Origin of the sequence: Desulfallas thermosapovorans DSM 6562 (assembly GCF_008124625.1) — a bacterium.
GTDB classification, from domain to species: Bacteria; Bacillota; Desulfotomaculia; order Desulfotomaculales; family Desulfallaceae; genus Sporotomaculum; species Sporotomaculum thermosapovorans.
The window spans coordinates 1-17308 of record NZ_VNHM01000016.1; the positions used below are offsets into that span (position 1 = coordinate 1).

21 protein-coding genes are annotated in these 17308 nt (G+C 46.6%); 20 read left to right on the plus strand and 1 reads right to left on the minus strand.

Going from position 1 to position 17308, the window contains the following annotated elements; translation table 11 throughout:
• Positions 1-280, minus strand: a 280-nt coding sequence (locus LX24_RS12185) for a transposase (protein ID WP_166512434.1), incomplete at its 3' end; no start/stop codon positions are given.
• A 582-nt stretch (positions 281-862) separates the two neighbouring features.
• On the opposite strand from LX24_RS12185, the gene ehuB reads away from it, so the two are divergent.
• The 20 genes from ehuB (at position 863) to LX24_RS12280 (ending at position 17308) form a co-directional block, all read left to right on the plus strand.
• Positions 863-1762: an ectoine/hydroxyectoine ABC transporter substrate-binding protein EhuB gene (gene ehuB / locus LX24_RS12190; protein WP_166512435.1), complete on the plus strand. Its 900-nt coding sequence runs from the start codon at positions 863-865 to the stop codon at positions 1760-1762.
• Positions 1763-1900: 138 nt separating this feature from the next.
• On the plus strand, positions 1901-2548 hold the full coding sequence (gene ehuC / locus LX24_RS12195; RefSeq protein WP_166512487.1) for an ectoine/hydroxyectoine ABC transporter permease subunit EhuC: 648 nt from the start codon (positions 1901-1903) through the stop codon (positions 2546-2548).
• Positions 2549-2551: 3 nt separating this feature from the next.
• Entirely contained in the window at positions 2552-3202 is a 651-nt protein-coding gene (gene ehuD, locus LX24_RS12200; RefSeq protein ID WP_166512436.1) for an ectoine/hydroxyectoine ABC transporter permease subunit EhuD, read from the plus strand.
• Between the two features lie 64 nt (positions 3203-3266).
• A complete protein-coding gene (ehuA, locus tag LX24_RS12205; RefSeq protein WP_279233220.1) occupies positions 3267-4109 on the plus strand; it encodes an ectoine/hydroxyectoine ABC transporter ATP-binding protein EhuA in 843 nt (280 codons plus the stop codon).
• 168 nt (positions 4110-4277) lie between these two features.
• Positions 4278-4700, plus strand: coding sequence for a MarR family winged helix-turn-helix transcriptional regulator (locus LX24_RS12210; RefSeq protein WP_166512438.1), 423 nt, complete (start codon positions 4278-4280; stop codon positions 4698-4700).
• Between the two features lie 30 nt (positions 4701-4730).
• Positions 4731-5021: a transcriptional regulator gene (locus tag LX24_RS12215; RefSeq protein ID WP_166512439.1), complete on the plus strand. Its 291-nt coding sequence runs from the start codon at positions 4731-4733 to the stop codon at positions 5019-5021.
• A 199-nt stretch (positions 5022-5220) separates the two neighbouring features.
• Positions 5221-6036, plus strand: coding sequence for a methyltetrahydrofolate cobalamin methyltransferase (locus tag LX24_RS12220; RefSeq protein WP_166512440.1), 816 nt, complete (start codon positions 5221-5223; stop codon positions 6034-6036).
• Positions 6037-6356: 320 nt separating this feature from the next.
• Positions 6357-6995 carry a cobalamin B12-binding domain-containing protein gene (locus LX24_RS12225; protein ID WP_166512441.1) on the plus strand — a complete coding sequence of 213 codons (639 nt, stop codon included), beginning with the start codon at positions 6357-6359 and terminating at the stop codon, positions 6993-6995.
• Positions 6996-7154: 159 nt separating this feature from the next.
• On the plus strand, positions 7155-8312 hold the full coding sequence (locus LX24_RS12230; protein ID WP_166512442.1) for a uroporphyrinogen decarboxylase family protein: 1158 nt from the start codon (positions 7155-7157) through the stop codon (positions 8310-8312).
• A gap of 11 nt (positions 8313-8323) precedes the next feature.
• Positions 8324-8479, plus strand: a complete 156-nt coding sequence (locus LX24_RS12235; RefSeq protein WP_166512432.1) for a hypothetical protein — start codon at positions 8324-8326, stop codon at positions 8477-8479.
• 282 nt (positions 8480-8761) lie between these two features.
• Positions 8762-9994, plus strand: coding sequence for an MFS transporter (locus LX24_RS12240; protein WP_166512443.1), 1233 nt, complete (start codon positions 8762-8764; stop codon positions 9992-9994).
• 106 nt (positions 9995-10100) lie between these two features.
• Complete coding sequence (locus tag LX24_RS12245; RefSeq protein ID WP_166512444.1) at positions 10101-10793, plus strand: DUF1638 domain-containing protein; 693 nt, start codon at positions 10101-10103, stop codon at positions 10791-10793.
• A gap of 61 nt (positions 10794-10854) precedes the next feature.
• Positions 10855-11517 carry a cobalamin B12-binding domain-containing protein gene (locus LX24_RS12250; RefSeq protein WP_166512445.1) on the plus strand — a complete coding sequence of 221 codons (663 nt, stop codon included), beginning with the start codon at positions 10855-10857 and terminating at the stop codon, positions 11515-11517.
• Positions 11510-12208, plus strand: coding sequence for a GntR family transcriptional regulator (locus tag LX24_RS12255; RefSeq protein WP_166512446.1), 699 nt, complete (start codon positions 11510-11512; stop codon positions 12206-12208). Before LX24_RS12250 ends, LX24_RS12255 begins: the two co-directional genes overlap by 8 nt.
• A gap of 75 nt (positions 12209-12283) precedes the next feature.
• On the plus strand, positions 12284-14116 hold the full coding sequence (locus LX24_RS12260; protein WP_166512447.1) for an ASKHA domain-containing protein: 1833 nt from the start codon (positions 12284-12286) through the stop codon (positions 14114-14116).
• A gap of 61 nt (positions 14117-14177) precedes the next feature.
• Positions 14178-14885: a vitamin B12 dependent-methionine synthase activation domain-containing protein gene (locus LX24_RS12265; protein WP_166512448.1), complete on the plus strand. Its 708-nt coding sequence runs from the start codon at positions 14178-14180 to the stop codon at positions 14883-14885.
• 99 nt (positions 14886-14984) lie between these two features.
• The gene (locus LX24_RS12270; RefSeq protein WP_207706607.1) at positions 14985-15194 is read left to right on the plus strand and encodes a hypothetical protein; all 210 of its coding nucleotides are present in this window, start codon (positions 14985-14987) and stop codon (positions 15192-15194) included.
• Between the two features lie 379 nt (positions 15195-15573).
• A complete protein-coding gene (locus LX24_RS12275) occupies positions 15574-16641 on the plus strand; it encodes a YeiH family protein (RefSeq protein ID WP_166512450.1) in 1068 nt (355 codons plus the stop codon).
• Positions 16642-16665: 24 nt separating this feature from the next.
• A complete protein-coding gene (locus tag LX24_RS15195) occupies positions 16666-16791 on the plus strand; it encodes a hypothetical protein (protein WP_279233221.1) in 126 nt (41 codons plus the stop codon).
• 67 nt (positions 16792-16858) lie between these two features.
• Positions 16859-17308, plus strand: a complete 450-nt coding sequence (locus LX24_RS12280; RefSeq protein WP_166512451.1) for a universal stress protein — start codon at positions 16859-16861, stop codon at positions 17306-17308.

Consider the following 17308-nt stretch of genomic DNA (forward strand, 5'->3'; position numbering starts at 1 on the left):
ATATGGCGATTTCAAGATCCTTTTCGCCCAGGATTTTTTTGAGCTGGTTGTTTTCTTTTTCCAATTGCTTAAACTCTTGAGGTGAGGGTACGTAAACTGCTGTTTTCTTTGCACCGCTGCTTGTATACTCCCACGCTTTGTGTTTTGAATCACTAATCCAGCGGTAAAGGGTTTTGGGGCTTATTTCATGGCGTTTAGCTACTTGTCCAACATTGCCGGTTTCCGCTGCTTCCTGAATTAATTGTTCTTTAAATTCTTTAGGGTATCTTTTGCGCTGCATTCTTATCCCCCTTCTGTTGATTAAAGTTTATATCATTTAGGGATAAGACTCAAATCCTTTTAAGGGGCTATATAGATAAGATTCCCTTCCCTCGATTAGAGTTATAGTATAAAGATATCATAATCCCCAAAAAACTTAAGTCACCCGATTGGGTGACTTAAGTACCAGATTGAAACTGTTCGATATAATCTTCCTTACTTCGCATTGGTGGCCTGATATATTGATACTAATGATATTTCCGTTAACAGAAGAAGAAATAGCCCTAATGCGCAGCCACAGTGATATAAACCGGAATTTGACATCCATACTGGTTAAAGAAATTTAAGAATAGCTAAAGAGACCGTTGCGCACGGTCTCTTTAGCTTGGGGGAATTTTTGATGATCGTTTATTTAAACCAATCAGCTCTTATATTCAATCTTATGCTTGACAATATAAGATATTGGTCATTTGACAAGCTAAAAGTTTTATTGATATCCTAAAAAATATTGGCAAATTTTTTTATTCAACCAGACAACTTGGTTGAATCGACAAAGTTGGTCGCCGGGAACATAAGCTTGATATCATGAAAGGAGAGAAATAACGTGAAGAAAACAGCTATTCTTTGTTCTTTATTATTGGTTTTGGCCCTGGTTTTAGCCGGGTGTAATTCCAATTCCTCCAGCGCCGGAGCAGATGGGAATGCGGAAGCTACTGAAACTACTTTTGAGCGGGCTCAAAGGGAAGGCTATATCTCTGTGGGTTTTGCGAATGAATCACCTTTCGCTTATGCTACTCCTGACGGTAAACTTACCGGTTTAAATGTGGAGATAGCTCGCCTGGTGCTGCAAAGGATGGGCATTGAGGAAATGCAAGGTGTTTTAACGGAATTCGGTTCCCTTATACCCGGTCTAAAGGCAGGTCGTTTCGACGTTATTACCGCCGGTATGTATATTACCCCGGATCGTGCTGAACAAGTCGCGTTTGCCAATCCCGAGTATACCATTGGTGGTGGGTTAGCGGTTAAGGCGGGTAACCCTTATGACTTGCACAGCTATAAAGATATAGCCGCCAATCCGGAAGTAAAAATTGCCGTTATGGCCGGCGCCGCTGAATTCGATCACTTAACAGCCGTGGGAGTTTCCGAGGAACAAATAACCACCGTTCCCGATCAACCATCAGCTCTGGCGGCGTTACAAGCTGGCCGGGTGGATGCTATTACGATGACCAGTGCTGCTCTGCAATCTTTGATGGATACCATTGACGACCCCAACATAGAGAGAGTAGAAGATTTCACTATAGCGGTTGTGGATGGGAAAAGTCAACAAGCCTTTGGATCCGCTGCTTTTCGCCCGGAGGACAATGATTTCCGTGAAGCCTATAACGCTGAACTTGACAAGCTAAAGGAATCAGGTGAATTACTGGAAATTTACCAGTCCTTCGGATTTACGGAACATGAACTGCCCGGTGAAGTAACGGCTGAAGAAGCCCTGGAAATGTGGTAAAAAAATTTCAACCCGGAGGTGCTTCTTTATGACCTTCGGGTTATCTTGTTAACCGTCGCTCTAAGTCCCGCCACTATAGGCGGGAGTTGGAGGGCGATAAACTAGAAATGTGGACTTGCATAAAGGAGAGTGATTCCCATTAGCCCACCTTTGGACCTCCTCCCGGCATTATTGCCCGGGGTTGTTGTAACATTGCAATTAACTGTGTTTTCATCAATTTTGGCATTAATTATAGCATTTGTTGTGGGTTTTGGTCGGCTTTCCAAATACGGACCGGTTCGTGTCGTATCTTCTGCTTATGTTGAATTTTTTCGCGGGACATCGCTTCTGGTACAGTTATTCTGGGCTTACTTTGTGTTACCCCACTTTGGCCTGGAGTTAGCGGCAATGCACGCTGGAGTTCTTGTTTTGGGTTTGAATTACGGTGCCTATGGTTCTGAAGTTGTACGCAGTTCTATTCTAGCTGTACCCAAGTCGCAAACCGAGGCGGGAATCGCCTTGAACATGACTCCTACTCAGATAATGCACCGGATAATTTTACCACAAGCATTTTTGACTATGCTACCTCCTTTTGGGAACCTTCTCATTGAATTGCTTAAAGGAACGGCGTTGGTGTCTCTTATAACACTTGGTGATTTAATGTTTATGGGGGCACAGTTACGCGTAACCACTCTTCGCACTACAGAGGTATTCAGCCTGGTACTAATCATTTATTTTATCATCGCCTACCCTCTTATATTGGGTGTTCGGACGTTGGAGAGTAAATTTTCCAAGGGGAGGGCTTAGCAAATGTGGGATTGGGAATATGCTTTTTCCATTATGCCTCAACTATTAAAAGCACTTCAGATAACCATTGTGGCCACATTTTTGGGCTTTTTGCTTGCTTGCGTTTTAGGCCTGCTACTGGCCTTCGCCCGGCGTTCAACTTTCAAACCTATTTCCCTGATAACGGGGGGGATTGTTGAATTCATAAGAAGTACACCTTTACTTGCACAGCTATATTTTATTTTTTATGTTTTACCCCAATGCGGAATTATGCTTTCACCCCTGGCCGCCGGGGTGATTGGGCTCGGTCTCCACTATAGTACTTATCTCTCTGAGGTATATCGTGCCGGGATCGATGCCGTTCCTCGTGGGCAATGGGAAGCGGCTACAGCCTTGAATTTTTCGCTTAGTCGCATTTGGCTGAGTATTATTCTTCCGCAGGCCATTCCTCCGGTGATTCCGGTGATGGGGAATTACTTAATCGGCATGTTTAAGGATACCCCTTTGCTTTCTGCCATTACACTGGTTGAGGTGCTGCAAGCTGCGAAAATAATTGGATCTCGTTCATTCCAATATATAGAACCTATTACCATGGTGGGAGCGATGTTCCTGGTGTTGAGTTATATTTCATCGGTGGGGATTCGCCGTTTGGAAGCCCGGCTAAACCGGTGGTAGGGAATATACAGGCCGGATTAGATTAAATTCCAAAGGAATGTTTTCATACACGAACGGGAAAGGAGTGTTAGTTATCGAAGCTGTACAGTTAAAACATTACGGGGAGATTTCAGCCCTGGTAGATAAGCCGGTTATCCGTTATCAAAAGGTTAGTAAATCTTTTGGTGATCTTAAAGTACTCCGCGAAATTGATCTGGATATTGCCGCCGGAGAAATTGTTGCGGTAATTGGCTCCAGTGGTTCCGGAAAAACCACCCTGGCGCGCATGCTAATGACCCTTGAACAACCTACTTCTGGAGTAATAATTGTGGATGGTGAACCCCTTTGGCATAAGGAAGTAAACGGAGAACTTGTTCCCGCTGATGAAAAACATATACGCCGGGTTCGCAGTAAAATAGGTATGGTTTTTCAACAGTTTAACCTTTTCCCACACATGACTATATTAAGAAATATAACCGAAGCCCCTGTGCATGTGCTGGGAATTCCCCGGGCCGAAGCCGAAAAGAGGGCTGTTGATATGCTCAATAAAGTTGGACTGGGGGATAAACTCAATGTATACCCTTCACAGTTATCCGGGGGACAGCAGCAGCGTGTGGCCATTGCACGGGCACTGGTAATGCGGCCGAAGGTTATGCTGTTTGATGAAGTTACGTCAGCCCTTGACCCTGAACTGGTGGGTGAAGTGCTGGAAGTGCTTAAGGAAATAGCAGCCGAAGGCGAAACAACCATGCTGTTGATTACCCATGAGATGGATTTTGCCCGGGATGTTGCGGATCGTATTATTTTTATTGATAAAGGTCGAATTGTGGAACAAGGCCCTCCCAAAGTTATTTTGGGTAACCCGAGGAATCCCAGAACACGTGAATTTTTGAGCCGGTTTCGGCAGCAATGGGGCAGTAGGAATTAGGGGAAATTAGATTAAAAGTCATGGGATTAATAAGATTTTAACTTATTAATCCCATGACTTTTACATTGTATTAATTGTAGATAAATTATTAATACTATTAATGATTAATTGACACAATTATTGGTGCGGTTTATAATTAACATAAGCACAAAAAGGTGGAGAAATGCCGTGGCCAAGAGGGAAAAATTAATTGAATTCGATACATTGCTGCAGGAGTTATTTAAGAGCAATAACTGCCAGCTTAAAGAACTTTTGCATGATCTTGTCACCCCAACGCAATTTTTTTTGCTTAAACTTATTGCCACCAAGGAAAGCTGCAAAGCAGCCGATATTGCTCATATCCTGGACATTTCTCCGTCCGCCGCCACCACTATTTTGGACCGGCTGTGTAAAAACGGTTGGGTTGAACGGGACAGATCCGATAAGGATAGGCGTATCGTGTGGCTTAAAGTAACCGAAAGTGGAAAAACTTTGCTATCCGACATTGAGGCCAAAAGGTTTAAATTATTAGTAAGCCAGTTTGATAATATAACTGCGGAAGAAATAGAAAGAACCTGTGAAGTATTCAAAAAGATATTAAAAAGGCGTTAACGAAATATACTTGCGAAATGGGGTGTATATATGGGTGTTGTAGAAAGTATATTAAACTTCTTATTAATTTTCTTGATAATAAACGGTATATTTAATTATATGGCCATTTCCCGGGCCAGGAAGCAAGCCCAAAAAATAGAAGAAGAGAACGCCAAATTAAAGCTTCAAGTAAAAGAACAAATCGAAATGGTAACTGATAATATTTGTGGACGTACTTTACCCAAATCAGACGCCTATGTACTGGCTGGAGATGAAACCAGGCATTATTTTTGCAGTTGGGAATGCAGGGAAAAATATATTAATCTTTTAAAAGAATACTAGCCCGGTCTTATTAAATCCCCACTTTGATCAAAGCGGGGATTTATAATTTCCGGCCTTAAGACGATAAATGAAATTTTTCATTTATCTGATAGTTAACTGTTGACAAAATGAGCTCAGGTGGTAGTATATATGTAAATACACATGTATATACGTGTACAGACCAAAATTTACAGGTTAGCTGTAGAAGGGAGTTCTCAAGTTGATTGTCATTGGTGAAAAGATCAATGGAACCATCCCCAGTGTAAAAAAGGCCATCGAAAATAAGGATGAACAGTTCATTCGGGACCTGGCTGTCAAGCAGGTTGATGCGGGTGCTGATTATATTGACGTTTGCGCCGGCACAGCACCCGAGTTTGAAGTGGAAACTTTAAAATGGTTGATGGATATTGTACAGGATGTTGTTGATACACCCCTGTGTATTGACAGTCCCAATCCCAGGGCCATAGAACAGGTTTTCAAGTCCGCTAAAGCGCCTGGCATTATTAACTCGGTATCTGAAGAGGGTGATAAATGCGAAGTAATTTTCCCCATGATTCAGGGCACCCGGTGGCAGGTTATTGCGTTGACCTGTGACCAAAAGGGTATCCCTTCCGATGTGCAAACCAGGGTTGAGATAACTGAAAGAATAGTACAAAAGGCCGGGAGGTACGATATTGCCCCAGATAGAATTCATATTGACCCGCTGGTCATGGCGATATCAGCTGATAACAGCTCTCTACTAAATTTTATTGAGACACTGAAAGCGGTAAAAGAACTTTACCCCACCATTAAGGTAACCTCAGGTTTAAGTAATATATCATTTGGTATGCCCCTTAGAAAAATTATCAACTCGCATTTTTTAACCATTGCTATCTATGCCGGTATGGACTCGGCTATACTGGACCCTTGCAACAGGGATATATTAACCACCCTTTTAGCCACTGAAGCGTTGCTGGGTCGCGACAGGTACTGCCGTAACTTTTCCAATGCTTACAGGAAAAATAAAATTGGACCGGACAGGACTAAACAGAACTGATTAACGGAATTGAGTAAGTTCAATCGTTTTGTAATGAAGCGTGAGACCGCAGAAAATTAATAAAGCGGCCCCTTTTAAATGCACATGTATATACATGTAAATATATCATTTGTGGGACCCATATTTTTAAATCTAAATATTTAAAATAATATGCTTAAGGAGATAATAAGCAAAAATCATCTCTGGCGGCAAAGAAAATTAAGGGACAGTGGATTCTCGGAAATAATCGAACCGTCCCCTGTTTCAAACGAAAGCGAGCTTTTTAGAAGCAAAAGAACCGCCCCATTGCTTCAATGATGATAATAAGGAGGAGATTTTTAATGTTGGACTTACAAGCGTTAACCAAAGCGGTGGGAGACCTGGACGAGCCCAAGGTATTGGATATGCTCAAGGAATTTGTGGCCACCAATCCCAGCAGCGAAGAAACCGAAGCGGTGGTAAGCGCTTGCCAGAAAGGTATGGGTATTGTGGGCGACTTGTTTGACGCCAAGGAGTATTTCGTGGGCGATTTAATTTTCGCCGGGGAATTACTCAACTCGGCACTGGATATTTTAAAACCGGTTATGAGCGTTGAAAGTAACGTTAAATCGGGCAAAATCGTTCTGGCAACAGTGGAGGGCGACTTGCATGATATTGGCAAGAACATTTTTAAGAGCATGTCGGAGGCAGCCGGTTTTGAGGTTCACGACCTGGGTATAGACGTGCCGGCCAGCACCTTTGTGGAAAAGGTTAAAGAAATCAAGCCCGAGATACTGGGCATGAGCGGTGTGCTCACCCTGGCCCTGGATTCCATGAAAAAAACTGTGGATGCCCTTAAAGAAGCGGGATTGCGCGATGAAGTGAAGGTAATTATCGGCGGCAACCCGGTTACGGAAGAAGCCTGCCGGATGATTGGCGCGGATGCGTTTACAACCAACGCTGCCGAAGGAGTTAAGATGTGCCAGCAGTGGGTGAGCTGACAAGACCGGTACAAAGCACTGCCCCGGGAAAGCCCCGGTTATGATAATTCCAACAACCCGGTACTTATAGTAAGCGGCAAAGCTTACATATAAAGAAATAAAAGGCGGCCTGGCGGGTATACACGGAAAAATTAAAAAAATAAAGGTGGGTGAATTGATATGACTGATGCCAATGCGTTGGCCCAGGAAAGAACTCAGTTGTTTCACGATTTGATAGACGGTAAGATCCCCAAAAGGGTGCCCATAGCAATGGGTTTTCCCATTGAATTTGCCATTAAATATGCGGGCAAAGATTTGACCGAAGCCCAGTGGGATACCTCTCACCTGGAAGAAACATTTGATAAAGTGTGTCAGGACTTCTACTCGGATTTACTTCCTGTAAACGCCTTCAGATTTCCTTCCTTCTATAAGCTGTTGGGGGCAAGGAACTTTGTTATGGGCTCCAGTGGTTTTTTGCAACACCCGGAAATTGAAGGTATGGCCCGGGAAGATTACGATGATTTTATTGCCAACCCCTATGATTGCATAGTGGAGAAGATACTGCCCCGTATATATACTGAGCTTAATACTGATGCCAACACCCGGGCCATGACCATGGCCAAGGCTTTTAAGGCTTTCTTTGACGAAATGGGCAATGCCCAGGCGACCTACGGAAGGCTCATTGAAAAGTACGGTTACGGCAGAGTGAACTTTTTTGCCGGGTTTACCGAGGCTCCCCTGGATTTTGTGGCTGACCAGCTGAGGGGCTTCAAAGGAATCTCCACTGATATCAGAAGGATGCCGGATAAAGTGGAGGCAGCCGCTGAGGCCGCCACCCCCATTATGATTAAAAAAGGTATACCGGCGATTCCGCCATCCAAATATAACGCTGTCTTTATACCGCTGCACATGGCACCTTTCATGCGCACGTCGGATTTTGAAAGGTTCTACTGGCCAACCTTTAAGAGATTGGTTGATGCACTGGCCGAAGCGGGTTACCCGTCAAACCTTTTTGTCGAGCAGGACTGGATGCGTTATCTTGATTACTTGTATGAACTACCCGAGAACACCATCATGAGGTTTGAATACGGCGATCCCAAGCTGGTTAAGGAAAAGCTCGGTAAAAAACATATCATATCGGGTTTCTATCCCCTTTCATTGTTAAAAACCGGGACCAAACAGCAGTGCATTGATAAAGCCAAGGAACTTATTGATATACTGGCACCGGGCGGTAAATATTTCTTCGATTTTGATAAAGCTCCGGTTACGCTGGACAGTATTAACGTGGAAAACGCCCGGGCGGTGCTGGATTACGTGGCTAACAATGCTAATTATTAGGGGGTATTGCAATGAGTGTTAAACTGAATACCAAGTATTATAAAACCTGGGAAGAATACAAAGCCCAGCACCCGGAAATAGACGCCAAGCAAGCCGAGGCAATGGCGCCCAAAATGCAAAGCTACGAAGATATGATGTTTGAGTTTGTAATTTTTCTACTGCTGTAGTTCCGTCTGGTGGCACAACTACCGGCCACCATACAACTGCGTTTTATAAAATAATCTCGTTAACCGCCGCCAAGACTTCCACCTCTACAGGCGGGAGCCTTGGCGGTGACAAACTCGAAATAAGTGCGACTATGGTTTGGCAGCCGGGGGCCATACCTCCTTTTTGGAGTCATGGCTCCGGGTCGGAGGTATGTCCCCAACGTATGGGTCAAAACCCCACCTGAACCAAGTTTTCTTTATTATCTATTAAATAAACAATAAATGGATAGGGTTGAATAAATTATGACTGGTCACGCCAAGCAGTTGTTATCGCCATATCGCTGGGTAATTTTACTGATTATGTGGTCAACCATGTGTATAGCGCTTACTGCACAATTCCAGATTTCAGCGCTGGCCTATCAAATTATACCTGATTTTAATCTAACCCCCGGGCAGTATGGAATGGTGCTGACGGCTCCCATGCTGGCCGGTTTATTCTTCAGCTTTGCGGCAGGCGCCCTGGCGGACCGGTGGGGCGTCAAAAGAGTAGTTGCCGTTGGGTTTGTGTTCTCTATAGTGGGGACTTTTTTCCGCTTCTCGGCGGAAAATTTCCTTCAATTATTCATGCTTATGTTTTTAGCCGGTATTTGTCCTGGTTTTTTAAATGCCAACGCGCCAAAACTGCTGGGGGCATGGTTCTCCAAAGAGCAGATGGGCATGGCCATGGGTGTCTATTTCTCCGCCACCGGTGTGGGCATGGGGGTAGCCCTGGCCACCTCGGCCCTGTTTCCCAGTACCAAAAGCGCCTTTATTACCGCAGGGGTAGCCATGCTAATTATATGGTTACTGTGGCTTCTGTTTATTAAGGCCAAACCCGAAGGTGCTCCCGATTTGCCCGTTATGCCGGTGACTAAATACATCGGTGTGGCTGCCGGTAGTAAAAACGTATGGTTGGTGGGTGTGGCGTTAATGTTCCTTATGGGCTCGTCCATGGCCTTTACCGGATTTTTGCCCAATGCTTTACACAGCGAGCAGGGCATGAACCCGGCTACGGCCGGGCTTGTGGCTTCCATCGTCACCTTTGGCACGGTTGTGGGCAGTATTCTGGGGCCGGTTATTTCCCAGCGGACGGGTAAATTAAGACCCTTCCTGGCCCTGGTGGCAATTTTAGGGGCAGGTGCAGGAATTTCGGCGTGGCTGGTGCCCCAGGGGGCCGCTATGGCGGTGCTCTTTGCCACGCTCGGAGTTATGCTGGGCATGTGCGCGCCCATCCTGATGTCTTTCCCTATGCTGTTGCCCGAGATAGGCCCGGTTTATGCCGGGAGTGCCGGGGGGATTATTGGTACCCTCCAGGTGGTTGGCGGAGTTTGCATACCATCCTTTATCATTTCGCCGCTGGCAGGTCAAAACTACACGTTGTTCTTTGCCCTGGGCAGTTTATGCTTGTTACTGGTGAGTGTGGTGGTATTGCTGTTACCCGAGTTGGGTTCCGGTTCACGGGTGAAGGTTGGCACCGATTTGGCCAAAGCTATGTAAATAAAGCCCTATCGAACATTTCAGTTGACAAAAGGAACCGCTAAATCTAATATACACTTAAGTATATGCCTGTATATACTTCCTATCTGCGTGCGAGGATGGTTTTATGAGCGATGTAATTATTGCTTGTCAAACGCTACGCGATGAATTGGATCTGGCCATGCGGCAAACCGGACTTTGGTATCCGGTGATCTGGGTGGAATCTGACTATCATAACGATCCCAACCAGCTAAGGGCTAAACTGCAGCAGGAAATAGACGGACAAACCGGGGTACGAAACATATTATTTGCCTATGGCTGCTGCGGTTCGGGGTTGGTGGGTTTGAAGGCCACAAGTGCCAATTTAATTATTCCCAAGACGGAAGATTGTATCTCCATGGTACTAACCCGGCCCGGTGAAAACTTTATACGTCCTAAAGCAACATATTTTCTGACCCGGGGATGGATGGAAGGCTCCAAAAGCATATTTGTGGAATACGAGCACGCTATAAAACGTTATGGCGAAGCAAGGACCCGCCGGCTATTTAATGTAATGCTCAAACACTACCGTTATTTCATGCTTATAGATACCGGTGCTTACCCTGTGGAGGGATGTTTAGACAAGGTACGGGAACTGGCCCAAAACACCGGATTGCAAACGGTGGTGTCCAAAGGCGGTCTCTGGTTTTTGAAAAAGCTGCTCACGGGACCGCACGGGCAGGAGTTTAGCGTGGTTCCCAGGGGGGGTACGGTGGATATAAGCCACTTCGGTATGGCGCGGCATGTGCCGGCCCGGCAGGCCCTCCAGGGCAGTGTATAGCACTTGGAGCGGTTATGCAGGGGTTAAATATAACGTTGGGGGTTCGAAAGGGGCGAGATAAATGGAAAGCTCCGGCGGCAAAGAACAATTGTTAATTAAACTGGTGGAACAGCTGGATGAAGAAAGAGTACTTGCCCTGGCGGAAGAATTGTTGAATGGGGGCATGGATCCGTTATATTTGCTGGACCTGGTCAACGAAGGTATGAACCGGGTGGGTAGACTTTACGAAAGCAAAGAATATTTTATTGCCGATTTAATCATGGCGGGACTTATTTTCAAGCAGGTACTGGAACTGGATCAAATGACCGCGCATTTCCACACCCGCCATCTCAACAAAACGGGTAAGGTTGTTTTGGGCACTGTCAAGGGCGATATCCACGATATAGGTAAGGACATTTTCAGAGGTATGCTGGAAGCCAATGGCTTTGAGGTTATTGACCTGGGGGTGGATGTCCCCAAGGAATCCTTTGTCAAGAAAGTCGAAGAATACAAGCCGGATATCCTGGGGCTCAGCGGTGTGTTAACCGAAACTGTTGAAACAATGAAAGAAGTGGTGGCTAATTTTGAAGAGGCCGGCCTCAGGGACCGGGTCAAGATCATTGTGGGCGGCAACCATTTAAACCGGGAAACGTGCCTGTACATCGGTGCGGATAGCTTTGCCAGCGATGCCTCGCAGGGGATAAAGATTTGCCAGGCCTGGATGGGGGAATCAATGGATGGTTAGCCCGGTTTACTTGCGCATAGTGGAGGATATTAGAGAAAAAATCAGTAACGCAGTGTTAAAACCCGGTGATGCCATTCCCTCGGAAAAGGCTTTGGGTGAAGAGTACGGGGCCAGCCGGATGACAGTAAGAAAGGGTCTGGCTATTTTAGCCAACGAAGGGTATATTTATTCCATTCCAGGTAAGGGTAACTTTGTCCAAAAGCCGGAGCTTAACAAGTATTGCATTTGCTATGATGAAATGAACAACTCCATTAATAGTGTGGATAAAACCAAACTGCTGGAAGTAAGCATCATCATGCCCGATGATAAGCTGGCCGGGGAACTGCAGATTACCAGGAACAGAAATGTGATCTTGATTCGCAGGCTTTTTTATACCGACGGCACTCCCGTGGCTTATGATATTAAATATTTGCTTTACCAAAAGGGGATGCCCATTGTAGAAAAAGAGATTGCCCACGCCACTTTTCCTGAAATGCTGTCCGGTAGTGTCCCCTTGTTGGCGCTGCGAAAAGAATTGACCATTTATGCTGCGGTGCCCGGTGAAGAAATTAAAAAATACTTGAATATTTACCATGAGCTGGCTCTGCTGGTGGTGGAGCAGAAACTTTACAACAGTGAAAACAAGCCCGTTGGCATGGGGATCACCTACTACCGGGGAGACTATATTAAATTGCAAGGAGCAAGCCAATAACTGTTACCAAGCTGCATCAAATACGGTGCAGTTTAGTTTTTAACCAGCAAGTAAGTAAAGAGCGGGTGATCAGAATTGAATAGTTATCAAGTGATTTTTCTGCCCGGGGACCTGGTCGTGGAGGTACAGGCAGGCAGCACCATCAGGGAAGCAATGGATCTGGCGGGTATTGACTTTGACTTCCCCTGCGGCGGCCGGGGCAAGTGCGGTAAATGCCGGGTGCATGTGCCGGCGGGGACCGGTGACCCCACCGCCACCGAAAGTGAGCTTTTGCAGCCCCGGGAACTGGAAGCAGGTATCCGCCTGGCCTGTGAGGCCAGAGTGCACGGCCATATGACTGTGGAATTACCCAGGCAGCTGCAGCACAATATTTTAATGACTTCCGGGGAGAGGACATACCGGATTGAGCCACACTTGAAAAAAATTTTTGTCGAGATGGCCGAGCCGTCATTGGATGCCCAGCATTCTGATTGGCACCGCCTTAAAGACAGCCTGGCCGGCCGGGGCTACAACCCTGCCTGTTTGGAGATACCGGTTGCTTTACTGCGTCGTTTGCCGGATACAGCCCGCCGGGCCGGACATCGCCTTACTGCTGTAATGCACGGTTCCACAGTGGCGGGTCTTGAGGAGCATGATACCGTACCGGTTATGCTGGGCATGGCCTTTGACATCGGTACCACCACCATAGTGGGTTACCTGCTGGATTTGTATTCCGGTGAGGATCTCTGTGCGGTATCCACCTTAAACCCGCAAACCAGGTTCGGTGCTGATGTAATATCCCGGATCACCTTTGCCAACCGGGAGAAGGGCGGTCTTAACAGATTGCATACCGCTGTGGTGGAAGCCGTCAATAAACTGGTCGGGGAAGCGGTGAAAAAAGCGGGCGTTACCAGGGAGCAGGTCTATGGTGTTTCCATTGCGGCCAATACCTGCATGCACCATCTTTTCCTGGGTATCAACCCCGGCAATATTGCGGCGGCGCCCTATGTCGCAGCGGTCAGTGAACCCGTGGTGGCCGGCGCCGGTGAACTGGGTATTGATATTAACCCGGCGGGTAGAGTCTTCGTGCTGCCCAATATCGCGGGCTTTGTGGGGGCAGACACCACAGCGGTGCTGCTGGCCGCCGAGGTGGACCGGAGCGCGGATATCAAACTGGTTATAGATATCGGCACCAATGGTGAGATTGCCCTGGGTTCCGGGGAAAGGATGGTGGCCTGTTCCGCTGCGGCCGGGCCTGCCTTCGAAGGGGCTCAGATAAGCTGTGGTATGCGGGGGGCTGATGGGGCCATTGACCACGTTAAATTTCAAGATGGACTGTCTTATTCAGTGATTGGCGGGGGAAAACCGCTGGGTATATGCGGGTCGGCCCTGCTGGATACGGTGGCCGGGCTGCTGGAGCTGGGTATGATTAATAAACGGGGCAAATTATTGCCCCCGGAGCAATTAACCGGCGAAGCGGCAGGTTTAAAAGATTGTTTTGTGGAGCATGGGGGCCAGCCCGCCTTTGTGCTGGCGGGCGCCGGTGAAACCGGCCATGGCAGAGCGGTTATGATTACCCAGAGTGACATTCGGGAACTGCAACTGGCCAAAGGAGCCATAGCGGCCGGTATCAGAGTATTGATGGAAGTACTGGGCGTAGAGCCGGGCGATATTAAGGAGGTGCTGCTGGCCGGGGCCTTCGGGAACTATTTAAACCCCCACAGTGCTTGTGTAATCGGGCTGATTCCACCTGAGCTGGAAAGCAAGATTACCATGATCGGCAATGCTGCCGGCACCGGGGCCAAGCTGGCGTTGCTTTCGTCCGGTGAATATCGCAGGGCCGCTGGTATAGCCGAATACGTTGAGTTTGTGGAACTGGGCAGTTACCCGCGATTTAACAGTATTTTCGCCCGGGGCACTTATTTTTAGCAAGAAATTATAACAGCAGTAGTAAAATCAAGTGAAGAAAGAAGAGGGTGGCACTAAAGTAGTGACAGAATCAGTTATTTGGGAGTTAGGCTTGCCTGATGTGACGGTGGAAGACCTTTTTCAGGCCCAAGGGGCCGATTATCGTAAACGTCCTCCCCGTCCCGCCACAGTTTCTCTATATCGCCGGATGCTGGCGGAAGCAGCCTTGCTGGCACGTCCCGTTATCATCTGGCGGGAGGTGGGTATACTGGGAGCCGGGGAACGGGAACTCTTTTTGGAACAAGGACAGAAGTTAACCAGCAGCCTTTTGGTGGCCGTTGCGGGAAAGGCTGAGCGGTTAATCATTTTCGCTATGACATTGGGAAGCGCCCTGGACCAACGCGAGCATTTCTACAGCCAATCTGGAAAGACACTGGAGGCCTATGCCCTGGATGCGGCTGGAACGGCACTTATCGTTAAAAGCAGTTTGACGGCGCTGACAAAAATAAAGGAGCACTACCGGGATACGGGTTTGAAAATTAGTTTTCCCATGGGTCCGGGCCATTCTTACTGGTCATCCCTGGCGGATATGCAATCCATATTTCAACTTCTGCCGGCGGAAAAAATCGGGCTTAGTCTAACTGAATCTAATTTAATGCTGCCTCGCAAATCCATGGCTATGGTGATGGGGGCCGGTAAAAACCTGCCCCGGTTTCAAGACAAGACCCATTGTGATTTCTGCAGCCTTAATAAGAAATGCCAGTTAAGTCATTTCGAACAAAGATGTTGACATAATGAATCCCTCGCCTGGTTTTCGGTAAACAAACCGGGTGGGGGTTTTTTATTATGGAGCTTTTTACTTTGGTCAGACCCGATCCCCTGGTTGCTGATGATGGGCTATACTGTTAACTTTGCCTTTATGGTCCCCAGTGCCACCGGTACCATGGCCCTGCCCATTGCCCTGGAGGGTAAGGCAACATGGCGCCTGCCCGTTTACGGTCTGGCCGTGGTGATAGTATGCGCCATTGTGTCCTGGGGATTCTGGGGTTCAGTAATGCATTTCGACTGGCAGTACTGGCAAACGCTGCCGAAATTTTAACTGAAAGTAATATCGTAATGTATCCATATAATATAATCATTGGTATCATTGCACCCGCCTTGTTTTTCGCAAACAGGCGGGTGTTTTGTATAATATTGCCGTTTTTTGAACACAAAGTGTCACTATTTTAAACTGAACTCGCCGCTGTTTTGAAGGGCACTGTCCAAGGGACCGTGCTTTTATTATCATAGCGGTCCAATGCAATTGACTGGTTGATTATTTGAAAATATTATACTAACTATAAGCGGCGCTTTAATTTTGGGAGGGCTTAAGCTCGGTAAATCTATCCCTAGTCATTTAAAAAGTTTATTAAAAGAGCCTTATTGTTTATCAAGCATTACTTTAGCTGAATCGACAAAAATTTGGGGGTGTCAAAAAATTGGCTCAAACAGCAACAGTAAGAGAACCAAGTTTGGGTAATAAAATAACCGAGGCAATACCCGGTTTAATCCTGGTTGTATTACTGACCTATGTGTCCATTACCTTTGATGGGTGGCTGAAAGACAATTACAGCAGTGCGCGGGAAGCGCTCAGTTTGAATTATGTATTTATCGCTATCATATTTGGTATGTTAATACGAAATACCATCGGTGTACCAACTCTCCTTGAACCCGGCCTTAAATACTCAACGGTATTCACCAAGGCAGGTATTGTGGTGATGGGTATGAAGTATACCTGGGCCAGTCTAATTGAGGTTGGCGCTGTCAGTATGGCTTTTATCACTGTTTTCCTGTTTGGTACGGTATGGCTGATGTTCTCACTGAAAAGCAGGTTTAAGCTCTCTGACAGTTTAGGTGGTTGCCTGGCCTCTGGTTTTTCCATCTGCGGCGTATCCGCCACCGTGGCCACCGGTCCGGCTATCCGGGCCAAAGGGCAAGAAATGGCTTATGCCATTGCCTCCATCTTAATTTTTGGTTTAGCCATGTTATTTATCCTGCCGCCCATCGGTAAAGCCATTGGTTTAACCGAGGCGCAATTTGGTGCCTGGGCCGGTGTATCCATAGTCAACTCGGCACAGGTGCTGGCCGCGGGCTTTGCCTTTGGTGAAGAGGCCGGTCTGGTGGCCGGTATTTACAATATGGGTAGAGTGGTGCTGCTTCCCTTTGTGGTACTTTACATTGTTATGAAAGTCCTGGGTAACAAGTCAAAGGAAGCCGGCGAAATTAACAAGACCCAATTTGTTCTGGATAAATTTCCGGTGTTTGTGCTGGCCTTTATAGCTGTGATGGCCCTGAATACCGCCGGTGTATTTACCAAGGAAGAGCTCAAGACCGGTGCACTATTCATGGATTACGCCTTTACCCTTGGTTTTGCCAGCATTGGCTTGACCACCAAGTTCTCTGATATGAAGGCAGCCGGTAAAGATGGTATCATTTTAGGTGTTATTGTGGCACTGATCAAAGCACTGCTGGCCCTGGCCGTTGTTATGCTGATATTGCCGATCTAATAGGGATGAGGAGGGTTATCATAAATGGCTGAAGATAAAAGAGTTTCCATGGAAGAAGCCAGAAAGGACGATATGAAACACCGCAGGCAAGATTATGCCGTAATTGTCCTTGGTTTGATTCTGGTAGGTATTGCGAAGGTTGTAGCCTGAAATTATAACGGGCAGGTGAGGCGAAAGTCCACCTGCCCGTTTTGGCAACCTTATTGGAGGGGTAAAATTGTATCAAAACATACTGGTGGCACTGCACGGTGAAGAAGTGAATCTGGCCGGTGTGATTAACCAAACCCTTCTGCTGGCTGAAAAGGCAAAAGCACGGGTTACTTTACTTAAAGTCAAGGAAACCGGATTAATTCATTACGGGGAAGTGGATACTTTATTAACCTTTACAGCAAAGTATGGTTTTATTGATTATGTTAATGAAATTGCCCGGGAGCAGGTGGAAAAGATTACCGGCGTGATTAGCAAGGAAGCCGGTTTTGGTAATGTAAAGTTTAAATTAAAATTGAGAGAAGGAAAACCGGCTGATGAGATAATGGCCGAAATAAAGGAAGGCGATTATGATTTAGTTGTGTTGGGTACCAAAGAACCCGGGCCGGGCAATACCTCCAGCCGGGTAAAGGAACGGTTGGCCAGGGAACATCCTTGTACTGTAATGATGATTAGATGA